This is a genomic window from Mesorhizobium sp. M0954 (genome assembly GCF_040319155.1).
In the GTDB taxonomy this organism is placed as follows: Bacteria; Pseudomonadota; Alphaproteobacteria; order Rhizobiales; family Rhizobiaceae; genus Mesorhizobium.
This window is the reverse complement of sequence record NZ_JAMYNR010000036.1, coordinates 21888-34552: the sequence shown is the minus strand read 5'-3', so window position 1 is coordinate 34552 and position 12665 is coordinate 21888. Positions and strand designations below refer to the sequence as shown.

At 63.0% G+C, this 12665-nt stretch carries 19 protein-coding genes; 6 read left to right on the top strand and 13 right to left on the bottom strand.

The features are described from left to right. Positions 1–206: 206 nt before the first annotated feature. The 3 genes from NKH93_RS30100 to NKH93_RS30090 all read left to right on the top strand — a co-directional run bounded on the left by NKH93_RS30100 (position 207) and on the right by NKH93_RS30090 (position 4697). The gene (locus NKH93_RS30100) at positions 207–1238 is read left to right on the top strand and encodes a LacI family DNA-binding transcriptional regulator (protein WP_352772999.1); all 1032 of its coding nucleotides are present in this window, start codon (positions 207–209) and stop codon (positions 1236–1238) included. Between the two features lie 241 nt (positions 1239–1479). Continuing rightward, entirely contained in the window at positions 1480–3612 is a 2133-nt protein-coding gene (locus tag NKH93_RS30095; protein WP_352771395.1) for a TonB-dependent hemoglobin/transferrin/lactoferrin family receptor, read from the top strand. A 2-nt stretch (positions 3613–3614) separates the two neighbouring features. Continuing rightward, positions 3615–4697 (top strand): SIP domain-containing protein, encoded by a 1083-nt coding sequence (locus NKH93_RS30090; RefSeq protein WP_352541118.1) that lies wholly within the window; start codon positions 3615–3617, stop codon positions 4695–4697. Here the strand turns inward: NKH93_RS30090 and NKH93_RS30085 are convergent. The 3 genes from NKH93_RS30085 to NKH93_RS30075 all read right to left on the bottom strand — a co-directional run bounded on the left by NKH93_RS30085 (position 4694) and on the right by NKH93_RS30075 (position 6818). Next, a complete protein-coding gene (locus NKH93_RS30085; protein WP_352474226.1) occupies positions 4694–5116 on the bottom strand; it encodes an aconitase X swivel domain-containing protein in 423 nt (140 codons plus the stop codon). The two genes, NKH93_RS30090 and NKH93_RS30085, sit on opposite strands and share 4 nt — an antisense overlap. Beyond that, positions 5113–6363, bottom strand: a complete 1251-nt coding sequence (locus tag NKH93_RS30080; RefSeq protein WP_352922163.1) for an aconitase X — start codon at positions 6361–6363, stop codon at positions 5113–5115. Before NKH93_RS30080 ends, NKH93_RS30085 begins: the two co-directional genes overlap by 4 nt. Before the next feature lie 200 nt (positions 6364–6563). Next, on the bottom strand, positions 6564–6818 hold the full coding sequence (locus NKH93_RS30075) for a hypothetical protein (protein WP_352474222.1): 255 nt from the start codon (positions 6816–6818) through the stop codon (positions 6564–6566). A gap of 275 nt (positions 6819–7093) precedes the next feature. On the opposite strand from NKH93_RS30075, the gene NKH93_RS30070 reads away from it, so the two are divergent. Next, positions 7094–7426 carry a hypothetical protein gene (locus tag NKH93_RS30070; RefSeq protein ID WP_352922165.1) on the top strand — a complete coding sequence of 111 codons (333 nt, stop codon included), beginning with the start codon at positions 7094–7096 and terminating at the stop codon, positions 7424–7426. A gap of 141 nt (positions 7427–7567) precedes the next feature. Here the strand turns inward: NKH93_RS30070 and NKH93_RS30065 are convergent, their stop codons facing one another. Then, a complete protein-coding gene (locus tag NKH93_RS30065; protein ID WP_502896519.1) occupies positions 7568–8314 on the bottom strand; it encodes a hypothetical protein in 747 nt (248 codons plus the stop codon). Between the two features lie 380 nt (positions 8315–8694). Between NKH93_RS30065 and NKH93_RS30060 the strand changes: the two genes are divergently transcribed. After that, positions 8695–9009, top strand: coding sequence for a hypothetical protein (locus NKH93_RS30060; protein WP_352922166.1), 315 nt, complete (start codon positions 8695–8697; stop codon positions 9007–9009). A gap of 137 nt (positions 9010–9146) precedes the next feature. On the opposite strand, the gene NKH93_RS30055 is transcribed toward NKH93_RS30060, so the two are convergent. The 4 genes from NKH93_RS30055 to NKH93_RS30040 form a co-directional block, all read right to left on the bottom strand. Continuing rightward, positions 9147–9374, bottom strand: a complete 228-nt coding sequence (locus tag NKH93_RS30055; protein WP_352474214.1) for a DUF2934 domain-containing protein — start codon at positions 9372–9374, stop codon at positions 9147–9149. An 86-nt stretch (positions 9375–9460) separates the two neighbouring features. Continuing rightward, positions 9461–9673 carry a hypothetical protein gene (locus tag NKH93_RS30050; RefSeq protein ID WP_352452715.1) on the bottom strand — a complete coding sequence of 71 codons (213 nt, stop codon included), beginning with the start codon at positions 9671–9673 and terminating at the stop codon, positions 9461–9463. A gap of 124 nt (positions 9674–9797) precedes the next feature. Further along, complete coding sequence (locus tag NKH93_RS30045) at positions 9798–10103, bottom strand: DUF1236 domain-containing protein (RefSeq protein WP_352474210.1); 306 nt, start codon at positions 10101–10103, stop codon at positions 9798–9800. A 343-nt stretch (positions 10104–10446) separates the two neighbouring features. Continuing rightward, the gene (locus tag NKH93_RS30040; RefSeq protein WP_352474209.1) at positions 10447–10743 is read right to left on the bottom strand and encodes a hypothetical protein; all 297 of its coding nucleotides are present in this window, start codon (positions 10741–10743) and stop codon (positions 10447–10449) included. Between the two features lie 168 nt (positions 10744–10911). Between NKH93_RS30040 and NKH93_RS30035 the strand changes: the two genes are divergently transcribed. After that, positions 10912–11187 carry a hypothetical protein gene (locus tag NKH93_RS30035; RefSeq protein ID WP_352474207.1) on the top strand — a complete coding sequence of 92 codons (276 nt, stop codon included), beginning with the start codon at positions 10912–10914 and terminating at the stop codon, positions 11185–11187. A 14-nt stretch (positions 11188–11201) separates the two neighbouring features. Here NKH93_RS30035 and NKH93_RS30030 read toward each other — a convergent pair whose 3' ends face one another. The 5 genes from NKH93_RS30030 to NKH93_RS30010 all read right to left on the bottom strand — a co-directional run bounded on the left by NKH93_RS30030 (position 11202) and on the right by NKH93_RS30010 (position 12665). Further along, entirely contained in the window at positions 11202–11501 is a 300-nt protein-coding gene (locus tag NKH93_RS30030) for a hypothetical protein (RefSeq protein ID WP_352474206.1), read from the bottom strand. A 171-nt stretch (positions 11502–11672) separates the two neighbouring features. After that, positions 11673–11996: a hypothetical protein gene (locus NKH93_RS30025; protein WP_036245970.1), complete on the bottom strand. Its 324-nt coding sequence runs from the start codon at positions 11994–11996 to the stop codon at positions 11673–11675. Next, on the bottom strand, positions 11996–12199 hold the full coding sequence (locus NKH93_RS30020; RefSeq protein ID WP_352974720.1) for a hypothetical protein: 204 nt from the start codon (positions 12197–12199) through the stop codon (positions 11996–11998). Before NKH93_RS30020 ends, NKH93_RS30025 begins: the two co-directional genes overlap by 1 nt. After that, positions 12184–12453 (bottom strand): hypothetical protein, encoded by a 270-nt coding sequence (locus NKH93_RS30015; RefSeq protein ID WP_352773023.1) that lies wholly within the window; start codon positions 12451–12453, stop codon positions 12184–12186. Before NKH93_RS30015 ends, NKH93_RS30020 begins: the two co-directional genes overlap by 16 nt. Continuing rightward, complete coding sequence (locus tag NKH93_RS30010; RefSeq protein WP_352474200.1) at positions 12453–12665, bottom strand: hypothetical protein; 213 nt, start codon at positions 12663–12665, stop codon at positions 12453–12455. The genes NKH93_RS30015 and NKH93_RS30010 overlap by 1 nt, the downstream gene beginning before the upstream one ends.

Below are 12665 nucleotides of genomic sequence, written 5' to 3'. Positions count from 1 at the left end.
ATTTGAGGGAGCCCGGCTGCCCACCTCCCCGCTTTGGTCTGCTTGGGCACTCTGGTGTAGCGCAACGGCTTGCGCATCGGCCAAGGCCGGTTACATCATTTCCCATCAGAATCGCGGACGGCGATGAAGCCGCTCTCCGACGGTGGACCCATGAAATGCGTGATCTCGATGCGCCCCTGGCGCGTTTTGGAATGAGGTGATCGACAGTGCGGTCCACCCTGACAGACATAGCCCGGGAGGCCGGCGTTTCGGCCGCCACGGTCGACCGTGTGCTCAACAACCGCGCCGGGGTCAGGGCGCGCACCCGTGAGGTCGTGCTCGAAACGGCACAGCGGCTTGGCTATATCGCTGAAAATTCGAATAATCCGAGCTCGCTCAACGCGGTTACTGGCGAGGTCATACGGCTGGATTTCGCCCTGCCCGCCGGCACCAATTCCTTCATCAAGATGCTGCACCGCCAGATCGAGGCGCAGGCGCAGGCGCGGCCCGACCTCGACGTCCGTGTCGCTACTATCGAAGGCTTCAATCCGGACCGGCTTGCGCGTCTGCTGCAGGAACTGCACGGGCAGACGCAGGGCGTCGGTGTGATCGCGCTCGACCATCCGACGGTCCGCGAGGCGATCCGCTCGCTTTCGGCCAGCGGCGTCAAGGTCGTCACCATCGCTTCCGACATCCTGCATGTGCCGAGGGTTGCCTATATCGGCATCGACAACCGCGCCGCCGGCCGGCTCGCCGGCTATCTGCTCAACCGCTTCATGGGTGCCGGGCGTCCGGGCAAGGTCGCGCTGTTCGCAGGTTCGCTCTCCTATCGCGGCCACGAGGAGCGCGAGATGGGCTTCCGCCACATACTGACGGAAGAATCGCCCAATCTGCAGATCGTCGAGATGCGCGAAATGCTCGACGACCGGGAAAAAGCCTATTCGGAGGCCTCCGCCCTGCTCGACCGGCACCCGGACCTGGCCGCCATCTACAATGTCGGCGCCGGCAACACCGGCATCGCCCGCGCCCTCAAGGAGCGCGGGCGTGCGCTGTCGACGGTCTTTCTCGGCCATGAGGTGACGGAAGGCACCAAGGAGCTTCTGCTCGACGGCACGCTGGACGCGGTCATCGACCAGAACCCGCGCGTAGAGGCCCGCGAGGCGCTCAACACCTTGACCCATGCGGTCAGGGGCTTGCCTTACGAACTGCACCAGCCACGGCTGCAAGTGATCTTCAGGGAAAGCATCCCGGAGATCTGAACCAGGTGAAGAAGCACGGGTGCGTCACAAATTCATAATCGCTCGGGCGAGATTTTGGCGGCCAGATCAAGGGTCCGACCGAGAATCTTCGATCAGGCTCAGACCTGCAAAATTAAATTGACTATTATCATCATGTTTTAATAAGTATCCCTGCCCGGCCCGTGTGTCGAGGCTTCTCCATCATGCCAGCCAGGGCCAACGGCCGCCGCCAGCAATCTTTGCTTTTCCCGGGGCTGCACGCATGAAACAGACAAGCAACAAGACCTTGATGGCGAGCACCGCGCTCGCCTTCGCGCTCGGCCTGTGTGCCGCGCCGCTGGCCGCCGCGCAGAAGCCGGAGAAGAACGGCGCCGCCGCCAAGGCCGACCGGCCGGTCAAGGTCGCCCAGCAGGCTAGAACTGGGCAGAACGAGCCGACCGTGCTCGACCTGATCACCATCTCGGCGACGATGATCAAGACGGCGATTATCGAATCGATGGCCGCCATCAGCGCCGTCGATCAGGAAGAGCTCGAACGCATCCAGCCTGACACCGCCGCCGACATGTTCCGCACCACGCCCGGCGTTGCCGCTTCGATGAACGGCGACGATCCGGCAACCGCCATCAACATTCGCGGCCTCGAACAATATGGCCGCGTGGTGGTGACGCTCGACGGCGCCCGCCAGGATTACTGGCGCGTCGGCCACGGCTCGGGCTCGTTCTATGTCGAGCCGGAACTAATCAAGGAAGCGACCGTCATTCGCGGCCCGGTCTCGAACGCCTATGGCTCGGGCGGCATCGGCGGCGTTGTCTCCTTCGAAACCAGGGATGCCGGCGATTTCCTCAAGCAGGAGGAGCGCTGGGCGCTGAGCGAGAAGCTGGGCAATGAGGATAATGGCGACGGCTTCACCACCAGCACCACCGGCGCCTACCGTTTCAGCGACGACGCCGACATCATCGGCAACCTCATTTATCGCGACCGCGACAGCTACACCGATGGCAATGGCGACGCCGTGCCATGGACCGGCGAGAGCATCACCAGCGGCTATATGAAGGCGACCCTGCGGCCGGCCGACGGCCACGAGCTCAAGCTCGGCGCGATCCTGCAGCGCTACAATGACCAGATCACCGGATCGAGCGGCTCGACCTCGCCAACACTGAGCCGCTACGACACCGACACGACCAACCAGACCTACACGGCTGCTTATATGTGGAGGCCGGACGACAACGAACTGATCGACCTCAGTGTCAACGCATACCACAACCGCACGCGCGCCGAGCAGACGCAGGTCTGGCCGGCAACGGCGATCGGCAACTTCCGCTATTACGACGTCGCCACGACCGGCTTCAACCTGAAGAACTCCTCGCGTTTCGACGCCTGGGAGTTGGCACATACCCTCACCTACGGTCTCGACTACTACTATCTGGAGGCCACGTCGGAGGCCGCGCATTTCGGTTCGGGCGAGCAGCAGGGTTATGGCGGCTTCCTGCAATGGCAGGGCGACTACAGCGACTGGCTGCAGCTCATCGCCGCCATGCGCTATGACGGCTACCAGCTCGACGGCAAAACGAAGACCGTGCCGCCGGCGGAAGCCTCGATTTCGGGCGATCGCTGGTCGCCTCGCCTCACCGTCGGCGTGACGCCGTTGGATGGCTTCCAGCTCTACGGCACCTATTCGGAAGGCTACCGGGCACCAGGCCTGCAGGACGTCTATCGCGGCGGCGGCGCGCATGGCGGCGGCGACAGCTACCAGCCTAACCTGCTTCTGCAGCCCGAAACGGCGAAGAACTGGGAAGCCGGGATCAATCTGAGATATGACGATGTGCTGGCCGCAGGCGACCTGTTTCGTGCCAAGGTCAACGTCTTCCACACCGCCGTCGAAGACTATATCGACGTCGACCTCACCGTTTTGCCGCGGATGGCGATCAACATCGGCGACGCGCGGCTGAAGGGCATCGAGGCCGAAGCCGTCTACGACTATGGCTGGGGGTTCGCGAACCTCGCCGGCGCCCTGATCGACGCCAAGGTCGTCAGCGGCGTCTATTCCGGCCAGACGCTGAACAACACGCCGCTCGACCGCTTCTCGGCGACCGTCGGCTTCCGCATGCTGGAAGACCAGCTCACCGTCGGTGCGCAATATCTCAGCGTCGGCAAGATCACCCGGACAAGCCGCACCAATCCCGACGCGCCGGTCGTGGTCGATGACGGCTTCGACCTGGTCAACGTCTTTGCCAACTGGCGCATCAACGACTACGCCAAGCTCGATTTCAGCGTCGATAACGTCTTCAACACCGCCTACACCGACCCGCAAAGCGCCTGGTCGACGACGGCGGCGACGGAACAGGGCAAGGGCCGCACCTTCAAGGTGGCGCTCACAGGCAGGATCGGAGGTTGAGAATGAGGGAAGCTTCAGTGAGCGGACTGGCCTGCGAAGCGCGCTTGAACCTGCGCAACCTGCCGCATTACATCGACCGCATCAGCGACAGGCTGCAGAGCTTCGATGCCGATGCCTCGCGGGAGGGGCAGCGGCTCGACTTCCGCTTCGCCTTCGGCGACGCGTCCCTTGACATGGAGCGGCTGGTGATGCGGGCCAACGCCGCCGACCGCGATGGGCTGGCCCGCATCAAGGACCTGCTGGCCACCGCCGTAGAGGTATATGCCAAGGAAGAAAGTCCCGAGATCGTCTGGACCGGCGATCTCGCCGAAGAAACCCGCCTCGCGCAGTTCCGTGAGATGGTCGTCACCCAAGTCGGCGACCTGACGCGGCATATGCGCCGCATCCGCTTCGCCGGCGAGGATCTCTCTCGTTTTGCGAAATTCGGCGGCATGCATATCCGCATGCTGTTTCCGACCAGGGACGTCCCCGATCCGCTCTGGCCCGTGCTCGGCAGCAATGGCCTCCCGGCATGGCCCTCGGACGACAGGCGCCCGGCAGCGCGCGTCTACACCATCCGGGCCCTCGACGTCGAAATGGGCATCATCGAGGTCGACTTCCTCATCCACCCCGGCGACAGCGTCGGCGCCCGCTGGGCCATGCAGGCGGCGCCCGGCATGAAGATCGGCATGATGGGGCCGGTCGGCCGTCGGGTGCGACCGGCGTCCTGGTATCTCATGGGCGCCGACGAAACCGGCCTGCCGGCGCTGGCTCGCATGCTGGAGACGCTGCCCGCCGAGACCAAAGGCGTGGCCTTCATAGAGATCGCCGACGATGGCGAACGGCAGGTCGTCGACAACGCAACCGGAATAGAGGTGCACTGGCTGCCGAGAAATGGGGTGCCAGCCGGGCTCGACGACAGGCTGGCGCGCGCCATCCGGTCAGTCGCATGGCCGACCGGTTCGGCATTCGGCTGGTTTGCGGCCGAAGCGGCAGCCGCCACGACGGTGCGCGAACACTGGCGCGGCACGCTGGCGCTCGGCCGCAACGAAACACTGGCGGCAGCCTACTGGCGGCGGGGCGCGGCGGGACTGATGGCCGGCTAGAGCTTGCTCACCATCGCTTGCGCATCTTCGCCCAGACCGATTGCGATCCGGTCGCCGGAGACAATGCCTGACACGTCGCAGACAACCAGCGGCATGCTGATTTCGTAGAGGAATTCGGCAACGATGGCGCCGACGGCAAGGATCGGGTCCGGCCGCTCCAGGATAATGCCGGCCGGCGCCGTGCCTCTGCGGATCGCTTCGGCCAGAACCGAAGACGAGGACGACGACCCTCGCCCGCTCGGCATCACCAGGATCTTGCGGGCGATATTGCCGCCCAGGTCCGGATGCGAATGGTCGATGATGTCGCCCGTTTCGACGTCGATCCCGCCCCAGAAGCTGAGCGCCTGCGAAAGCACCAGCGCTGGGCCTTGTGCCGAGCCGGAAAGGTGGAATGTACCGGTTCTGGCCGGCGTCTTCATGGCGCGCCTCGCACGACGCGGCCGGCCGCAGCGGAGCGGACGCAGTCTTCCATGTCACCGAAGGCCACCGAGACACCGATATTGCCAGGTGCGTAATGCGCCCATTTGCCCGAATTGGTCATCACCACGCCATCGAGACGCTCGAGGATCGACGTGACATAGGTGCAGGTGTCGGTGACCGGGACAAGGCCGAAGGCTTCCATGCCGGCCAGTGCGCCTTCGTCCTGCAGCCGCGTCAGCGTCGCGCGCCCTGTGTTGACATAGATCGGGACACCTTTGCCTGGACCGACTTCGCGCAGCAGCGGCAACAGGCGCATCCACTCTTCATGGGAGAAATGCGGCGTGCCTAACGACACGGCTGCGAGCTGCACGCCGTCGGGAACGCTCGACAGCCTGGCCAGCGCATGGTGGATGTCAGCGCGAGAGATCCGGATTTTTTCCTCCGGCGCCAGGCCGTGCAACGCCTCATCCGGCGTCTTCGCCTCCGGCGTGATGCCGACGGCATGAAACAGCGCCACGGCACCCGTCGTTGCCGCCGCCGCCCCCAGCGCCTTCAATTGGTCCTCGTCGCGCGGCTGCGGCAGGCCCGATATGACAGGGATGCGGTCGCCAGCCCTTTGCCCGATGATCAGCCCGACGCCGACAAACAGAGCGTCGCTTGGCTCGAAAGCAGCGTCAGTCAGCTCGAACAGGACCTGGCCTCGTCGATTTTCACTCAGATGCAGCCCCCATGCCGGCGCGCGCCCGGTAATTGCGCAGCACAAATCGATAAAATCGCCATAGCGGTTGGTCCGCGCGCCGATCACCGAATTGGCAAAGACGATGGCGTTGGATTCACCCCAGGCGATCTGCTCGCCGAACCTTGGCCGGAACCGGGTCTGATAGGGTGCGCAGGTGAAGGTCGCCTGGCAGCCGAGTTCCAGATGCGCCTTCATCAGGCGTCGCGCCGGCGTTTCTTGCGACACCGGCATCTTCACCAATCCGGAATGGATGAGGTCGAACGAACCGACATTCAGCGTCGTCGGCACCCGAACGCGGCCGCCGCCCTCGATCAGCCTTTCGACGAAATCGAGGCTGGCCTGGCCGTGATAGAGGCAGCCGTCTATATGGGCACCGGCAATGTCCAGCAACTTGCGCGCGCCGACCGCCTTCGAAAAGGCAACCAGGATCGTCATGGCGGCAGCCGCTGCCGAGCCTTGCTCGCCATGCAGCATCGACTGGTCGCCGGCCGTCAATTCCAGCGTCATCGGCAATATTCCCGAGCCCGCACTATGCCGATCAAGCACTCCCTGATTACGGAGCGTCTGGCAAGACAGAGCTTTGGATCTCTTCTACTTCGCAGCCGTCAGCAGACCAGACGTTCACAGCTCATCGCGAAGCAAGAGAGACGCGAAGCACGGTCGCAGAGCGGGCGATCCGCGGCGGAAACGGCGCTATTCCTTCGGCGCTATTCCTTCTGGGACGGTCCGTCGGCCGCGCTGCGGTCACCATCTGCAGAATGCGGCAGAATGCCGAAATCGCGCGACTTGGTCCCATGCGCCGCCGTCAGGAAACCATCGGCTGTGAGACCTCGCCTCAAAAGCTCACGTACCGCGGCCGACCGGCTCGGCATGTGCTTGTCGAAGCGCCAGTTCTCCAACGCCGCCAGTTCATCGACGGTCAGCATGATCTGCAATCGTTCCGGGCGTTCCAGTTCGGACATCTCGGCCTCCTGTCACACCAGCCTAAATGCAGCTGAGTTAGTGTGTTCCTAATTTTCTGTAGAATTAGGTACGTGAGCAGAATGCGTCAAGGCCTTCGGATCAGCGAGTCATGCAGAAGTCAGATGAAGCGGATCAAGCGTCAGATAGGCAATCAACAAAATATGCTAACTATTTGACATAAAACGAGTTTTTAAGGAATTTCGCTTGCCGATCGCGAATCCTGGGCGCATCGTGGAACATGAGGGACAAACCGCTCCTGAAGGGAAGGTTTTCCATGCGCTACGGATTTTCGGTTCGCCTGCACGAAGACGTCAGTTCCCGAGTTCGGGCTGTATTGCGGTCCGGGATTGCCATCAATCTGACTGCTGTCGCCGAAGCCGCGCGACTGCAGAACCTCGCCGAGAATGTTGCGCGCGAAGACATCGAATGGCTCGTCATGCAAGCAGCCCAGCTCTACGGGGCGGCCATCGAGTTCGACGGCTACGCGGAAACCGATCTGGCGGAGCTTGCGTGCCCTCAGCTGATGCAAAGCAGCCCCGCCGCGGGCTGGGATTCCCTGGAAGACGAAGCGTCCGCTTCGCCGGATCCTGGCCGTCAAACACACTGAGCGCGTGCTCGTGTGAGCCCCCGCCATGCTGACGCCACGTGCTCGGAAAAAAGCCCGCCGCAATGGCGGGCTTTGGACTGCTGGAGCTTTGGTGGACGAAGGCCTCTCGGCCTGGTCCGACATTCATCCGATGTATTCGCCTTAGCGGCGGGCGATCAGCAGGCACAATTGGCGCAGATCGCTGTCGTAAGTGCCTCCGCTGCTGAGCACGTCAACGCAGCGCTTCTTCATCCTGGCCAATTTGTCGCCCGACATGTCGGCAACGACCTGAGGCAAGCTGGGATTGCTGGGGTTGCTGGGATTGGAAGGGCTGCCCGGGTTGGACGGATTGCTCGGATTGGTACCACCGCCGATCCCGACACCGGCGCCGACATTGATGCCGCTGCCGATCCCGACCCCCGCGCCAGCCCTAACGCCGCTGCCGATACCTACCCCCGCGCCGGCAGCAATGCCACCGGAACCGCCGATCGTCGCGCCGGCACCGGCGTTGATGCCGCTTCTGCCCCCGACCGATGCGCCGGCGCCCGCCGCGATTCCGCTGGAACCGCCAACCGTCGCGCCGGCACCGGCGTTGATGCCGCTACTGCCGCCCAACGACGCACCGAGGCCTGCCTTGATGCCGCCGCTGCCGCCAACCGTCGCGCCGGCACCGGCGTTGATGCCGCCACGACCGCCAACCGTCGCGCCGAGGCCGGCTTTGATGCCGCCGATGCCGCCGATGGATGTTCCAACACCAACGGCAATTCCGTCCGCGGCATTCACGGGCATCGAGAGCATGAAAATAACTGCGCTGCCTGCCACCGCATCGGTGATTGTTTTGATTAAGGTGGTCATAACACTCTCCTTGCTGTAGTTGCGCTGAACAGCCCGCGACGTCGCCGGTTGCATACCTACTAATTTGCAAGAAGATGATCGGTTTCGTTGCCGATCAGCTCGCTGGCCTCATGGTATATTTTCAAATAACAGCCGCGTGAAATTTGTACTGAAATTTTCCGAAAGTTTTACTTTGGGATGGCCTCTACCAATTGAAGCGATGCGAGACTCAGCTGATGGCGCCGCAACAGACGAACGTTGCGACGGTCGGCGGCCAAAGAAGGCGAATTCCTAATCAGCAAACCACAACATCAAACCTACCTACGGTAATAGAACAAGGGGGGCCGAGAAGATCCGCGCTGCGCGGGTTTGCTTCACTGTGCTGCGTCATTTTTGCCGGAACCTTTCCATCACCCGGGTTGTTTTTTCTGTAGTCGCCACATGATGATAACCCAATGATGGAGATCAACATGCTTACGAAAATCGTGACAGCTTCCATACTTGCAGCCGGTCTGGCGACCGCGGCGATGGCCCAGAACGCCGGGTCGGACAACAATGCGCCTGGCAGCGAGAAGAGCATCGTCGTCCAGCCCAAGCCGAACGGTATTGACCCTGGCACGACCCGCAGCACGATGGGCACGACGGGTACCATGAACTCCAATGGGGATGAAAACTGCCCTGCAACCCCGCAAGGAGCTCAACCCGATGCATCCAACAAGCCTGCCGGGACGGTTTCACCGACTGTCAACGACAACAATTGCGGTAAGTAGTTAGCCGCGCCAATCGGGCTTGCCATCGCGGGCTTGCGGCAGCAGGACCGGTCAGGACTGGTTTTGCTGCCGATCATGGAACGATGTATGGGCCGACCACCCGCGAGATCCAGCGTTGGAATCAAATCCGCTTGCGTTCACGCTTTACGTGGTCGCGCCTTGGATTTGCTTCCGTCCTTGCTGGCGGCCGGCTTAGGCTGGCGTGCTTTCGGCTTCGGTCGGCTGGCGGTCTCCGGCGCGGCGGTTTCTGCGTCGATTTCGGCGGTAGCCTGATCCCAATGCTGCTGATGCGCCCCGTCGGGCCTGCCTGCCTGTTCCCAGATCGCGTGTGCTCGCTGGCGAATCCGTTCCTGCCTGTCCGTCACTGATACCTCCGTCGGCTCGGTTGATGCGTAAGCAACCTTGTTCTAGCTGAAATTTCGACCGGCGTCTTGAGCGGCAGGCGACACCGTCATTGAACCTCTCTGTCACACAGGACGGCGACCCCGAGGAGCGCCGCCTTCTTGATGATCAGCCCTTCAAGGTCCGCGTCCGAGCGCTCGGTTCCGGTGCGTTCGCGCAACAGTGCTATCGCCGCCTTCATCGACAGCAGGCCATCGCCTCGTTCAGCAAGCAGTTTGTCGACGGCTGCGGCCACGTTGACCGGCTCGACATGCGGCAGCATGGGAATGGCTCCTTTCCTTGTTTCGAGACGACAGCGGCTCCATCCCGATCCCTCGGGATGGAGCTCTCATTTGATAATTTAGGCCATGACCTTCCAAATCCGGTTCGCGGTTTGGCAACGCCGATCACTCGATGACCTGCACGATCTTGCGGGTGTCTGGGTCGACGAGCACGGTGCGATTGCCGACGACGACGTATCTGTACCGCACGTCTGGAACATCGATCGGTTGCAGCTCGACCGTATCGGGCAACGTGGAACCGATATTGAGCTCCACCCCCAGAAGACTGATCGACGCCAGCGGGTGCTTGTGGACGTATTCGCGGATGACCGTCTGCTGTTTGGGCGTGACAATCACCTGGTCCGCGGTGGCCACGCCGACGCCGGCAAGCAACGCCAATCCCGCCGCAGCAGGAACAAGGTGGATTTTCATCGTCTACTCCTGTTGTTACGGGCCTCGCCCTTACAATTGCGACGCGGCATTCCGGTCGAAGCGGCGAACCCTCTAGGCAAACGCCCACGCCACCTTGTTGTTCCGTAAGTGGCGGCTAATCGAACAGCGGTGAAGTGCCCGCGCGATGCGGCGAATGGACTGCGAATGAGCTTGCGGTGGCCCGCGTCGCAAGACGCGGGCCGATCGGTTTCCCGATCAGCAGCGATACCGGAGGGGGGTGATATCTACTGCGTCTGAAATAACATTTAGGACAAGCTAATGTTCCTCAGCGAGTGCAACAAACCTGCCGGCGCGAGCGGCGCGAAGTTGCCGCTCGTCGCTGCTACTGCTTTGGCGGCTGTGGCGGCACCTCGCCGGGCTTGATCACCGGGGTCTTGCCCTCATCCGGCGGTGGCGCCGCCATGCCCTGATCGCCCGTTGGCGGCGGCTTCAGGACCCCACCGCATGGCTCGAGCGTATCGGACAAATTGTTGCCGGCCGGCTTCTGCTGTTGGCTGTTCTGGTCCGGCGGCTCGACTTTGCAGCGGTCGGATTGCGCCTGTTCGCCCGGCTGCGCGGCCGCCGGCACCGCCAGCAGCAGCGCACCTAACATGTACGGCAAGAAAATGAGCGGTCTCATGTCGAGCTCCTTTCGCGCCAGTATCTTCTGAATGTGAAGGCGGGCCGGCGCGATTGGTTCCGTCGTGCGGCAATGCGCGCGGACCGCAGCGGCCCGGAACCGGCTGCCAGACTTATGAGTTCAACCACTGAGCCAATTCGGGGCCGCTGACATTATGGAGAACCGGCGATGGAACCGCGCAGCAAAGAACGAACCGACGACGAGACGGAGAGCCCGACGATCCAGCAGCAGGACTGGGATGCCATCCGGAGCGGGAGAATCCTCCCTGACGGCGTGCCGCAAAACGGCGATATTCGCTATGACGTCGAGAAGAGCGGCGAACTGCCGGAGGAGGACGACGACAACGCTTACCAGGACAGCGACGAGGCCTTGCCGGACGATACGGATGAACGTGTCATTTCGCGCGATCTCGCACGCGAAGGTGGCCCTTTCGACGAGGAATGAGCCGCCGCCTGCTTTCAATTCGGGAGGTCGAAGAGCGGCTCCTGGCAGCGATAGACCAGACATTGACCGTCACGCGTCTTGATATACGCGGCGCGCGGCACCTGCGGCCAGTCGCATTCATTGCCGAATTGGCGGACGTAACGGTCGTAGGTGTTCTGGCCGGTGGTGAGCACGACAGAGCGATGCCTCTGGATCAGAAGCTGCGTCTGTTCGCATGTCATCGCGCGGCTGTCCGGCCGCGCGTCGGCCGTTGCGGCAAACAGAAGCGCCCCGGCTGTCAGGACTGCCGCTTGTGTCTGGACCTTGGCAAGCATGACACCATCTCCCATGCCTAACGCGCATCTTGGTCGGGCAGCGCCGGATCGAGCCGCCCTGTCGCGAAAGAAAGATCGTACAGAATGCGAGCAAAAATGCAAAAAGCCCGCCGCACCTTTCGGCGCGGCGGGCTCCAACTGAACGTCACTATTTCGGCGGGCTTGGGCGGCTTATTCCTCCTTCACCGGCCCGAACCGGCGCACGATAACCTCGAAGACGATGTCCGAGATCCACATCGCCGAGACGCCGATGAGGAACGCCGCGGCCAGCGTCGTGGTGTCGTCGTCCGGAGAAGGAATGGGCAGGCCGGCGGCGCGGAAATAATGCACGACCGGCAGCGTCAGATAGGCCGCCGCCAGCGCGCCGCAGATCGGCGAGGCCACCATTTCGCGGACCTTGTAGCGATGGCGCGACAAGGCCCGCAAAATGCCGCCGGACAGGCCGGCGACCAACACCGGCGCCTTGATGCCCAGGACGTCGAGCAATTCGTGCATCATGGCGTCCACCCGCACCATCTGGCGCCCTGCCCGTTGAAGGCGTTCATCTCGTCGAGCTCGGGCCGGCTCATGGCGGCATCGACCGGGGAGGATGGCCGGCGCGGCTGGTTGTGGTCGCACCAGACCTGGCGCGGATTGCCGGCCGGCGCGGTTGTCGTGCAGCCGGCGAGCACCACGCAGAGGATCAGCGCCTTGCCCATTTCTCAGCCTCCGCCCTTGCTGCCGCATCGGCCATGCCGGCGGCCTTGCGCTCTTCGGCGGCGGCCTCGCGCCTCATTTCCAGACGATCCTCGGCGGCCGCGACTTTTGCCTCTGCCTGTTTGACCGCCTCCTTCCTCGCCCGGTTGATGCCGCCGGCAACGTAAAGGCCGATGCCGCCCGCCACAGCAGCGAATGCCGTCATGACGACCCTGTTGCCGATGATGGCGCTGAGAATGCTGAGAAGCGCTGCCATCACAAGTCCTCCGCGCGGCGGCGGCGCAGGAACTCGGTCAAAACGCCGTTGATCACAAGAAACCAGGGGAACCATTCCCCCGGAACGACCGGCGAAAGAACCTGCGGGTCGACATAGGTGACGATAGTCGCGATGACGCCGATGGCCGCCTGAAGCCGCGCCCAGAATATTGTCTCGCTGTCGCGGAAAAAGCTCTTGATCCGGGTCCACAT

Bases quoted from the DNA above. Each gene is read 5' to 3' on its own strand.
- NKH93_RS30060 (WP_352922166.1), top strand. From the start codon at position 8,695: ATGATGGAGATCAACATGCTTACGAAAATCGTGACAGCTTCCATACTT.
- NKH93_RS30065 (WP_502896519.1), bottom strand. From the start codon at position 8,314: ATGCAACCGGCGACGTCGCGGGCTGTTCAGCGCAACTACAGCAAGGAG.
- NKH93_RS30010 (WP_352474200.1), bottom strand. From the start codon at position 12,665: ATGTGGACCCGGATCAAGAGCTTTTTCCGCGACAGCGAGACAATATTC.
- NKH93_RS30080 (WP_352922163.1), bottom strand. From the start codon at position 6,363: ATGACGCTGGAATTGACGGCCGGCGACCAGTCGATGCTGCATGGCGAG.
- NKH93_RS30025 (WP_036245970.1), bottom strand. From the start codon at position 11,996: ATGCACGAATTGCTCGACGTCCTGGGCATCAAGGCGCCGGTGTTGGTC.
- NKH93_RS30030 (WP_352474206.1), bottom strand. From the start codon at position 11,501: ATGCTTGCCAAGGTCCAGACACAAGCGGCAGTCCTGACAGCCGGGGCG.
- NKH93_RS30035 (WP_352474207.1), top strand. From the start codon at position 10,912: ATGGAACCGCGCAGCAAAGAACGAACCGACGACGAGACGGAGAGCCCG.
- NKH93_RS30040 (WP_352474209.1), bottom strand. From the start codon at position 10,743: ATGAGACCGCTCATTTTCTTGCCGTACATGTTAGGTGCGCTGCTGCTG.
- NKH93_RS30050 (WP_352452715.1), bottom strand. From the start codon at position 9,673: ATGCTGCCGCATGTCGAGCCGGTCAACGTGGCCGCAGCCGTCGACAAA.
- NKH93_RS30070 (WP_352922165.1), top strand. From the start codon at position 7,094: ATGCGCTACGGATTTTCGGTTCGCCTGCACGAAGACGTCAGTTCCCGA.
- NKH93_RS30095 (WP_352771395.1), top strand. From the start codon at position 1,480: ATGAAACAGACAAGCAACAAGACCTTGATGGCGAGCACCGCGCTCGCC.
- NKH93_RS30085 (WP_352474226.1), bottom strand. From the start codon at position 5,116: ATGAAGACGCCGGCCAGAACCGGTACATTCCACCTTTCCGGCTCGGCA.
- NKH93_RS30020 (WP_352974720.1), bottom strand. From the start codon at position 12,199: ATGGGCAAGGCGCTGATCCTCTGCGTGGTGCTCGCCGGCTGCACGACA.
- NKH93_RS30090 (WP_352541118.1), top strand. From the start codon at position 3,615: ATGAGGGAAGCTTCAGTGAGCGGACTGGCCTGCGAAGCGCGCTTGAAC.
- NKH93_RS30045 (WP_352474210.1), bottom strand. From the start codon at position 10,103: ATGAAAATCCACCTTGTTCCTGCTGCGGCGGGATTGGCGTTGCTTGCC.
- NKH93_RS30075 (WP_352474222.1), bottom strand. From the start codon at position 6,818: ATGTCCGAACTGGAACGCCCGGAACGATTGCAGATCATGCTGACCGTC.
- NKH93_RS30015 (WP_352773023.1), bottom strand. From the start codon at position 12,453: ATGGCAGCGCTTCTCAGCATTCTCAGCGCCATCATCGGCAACAGGGTC.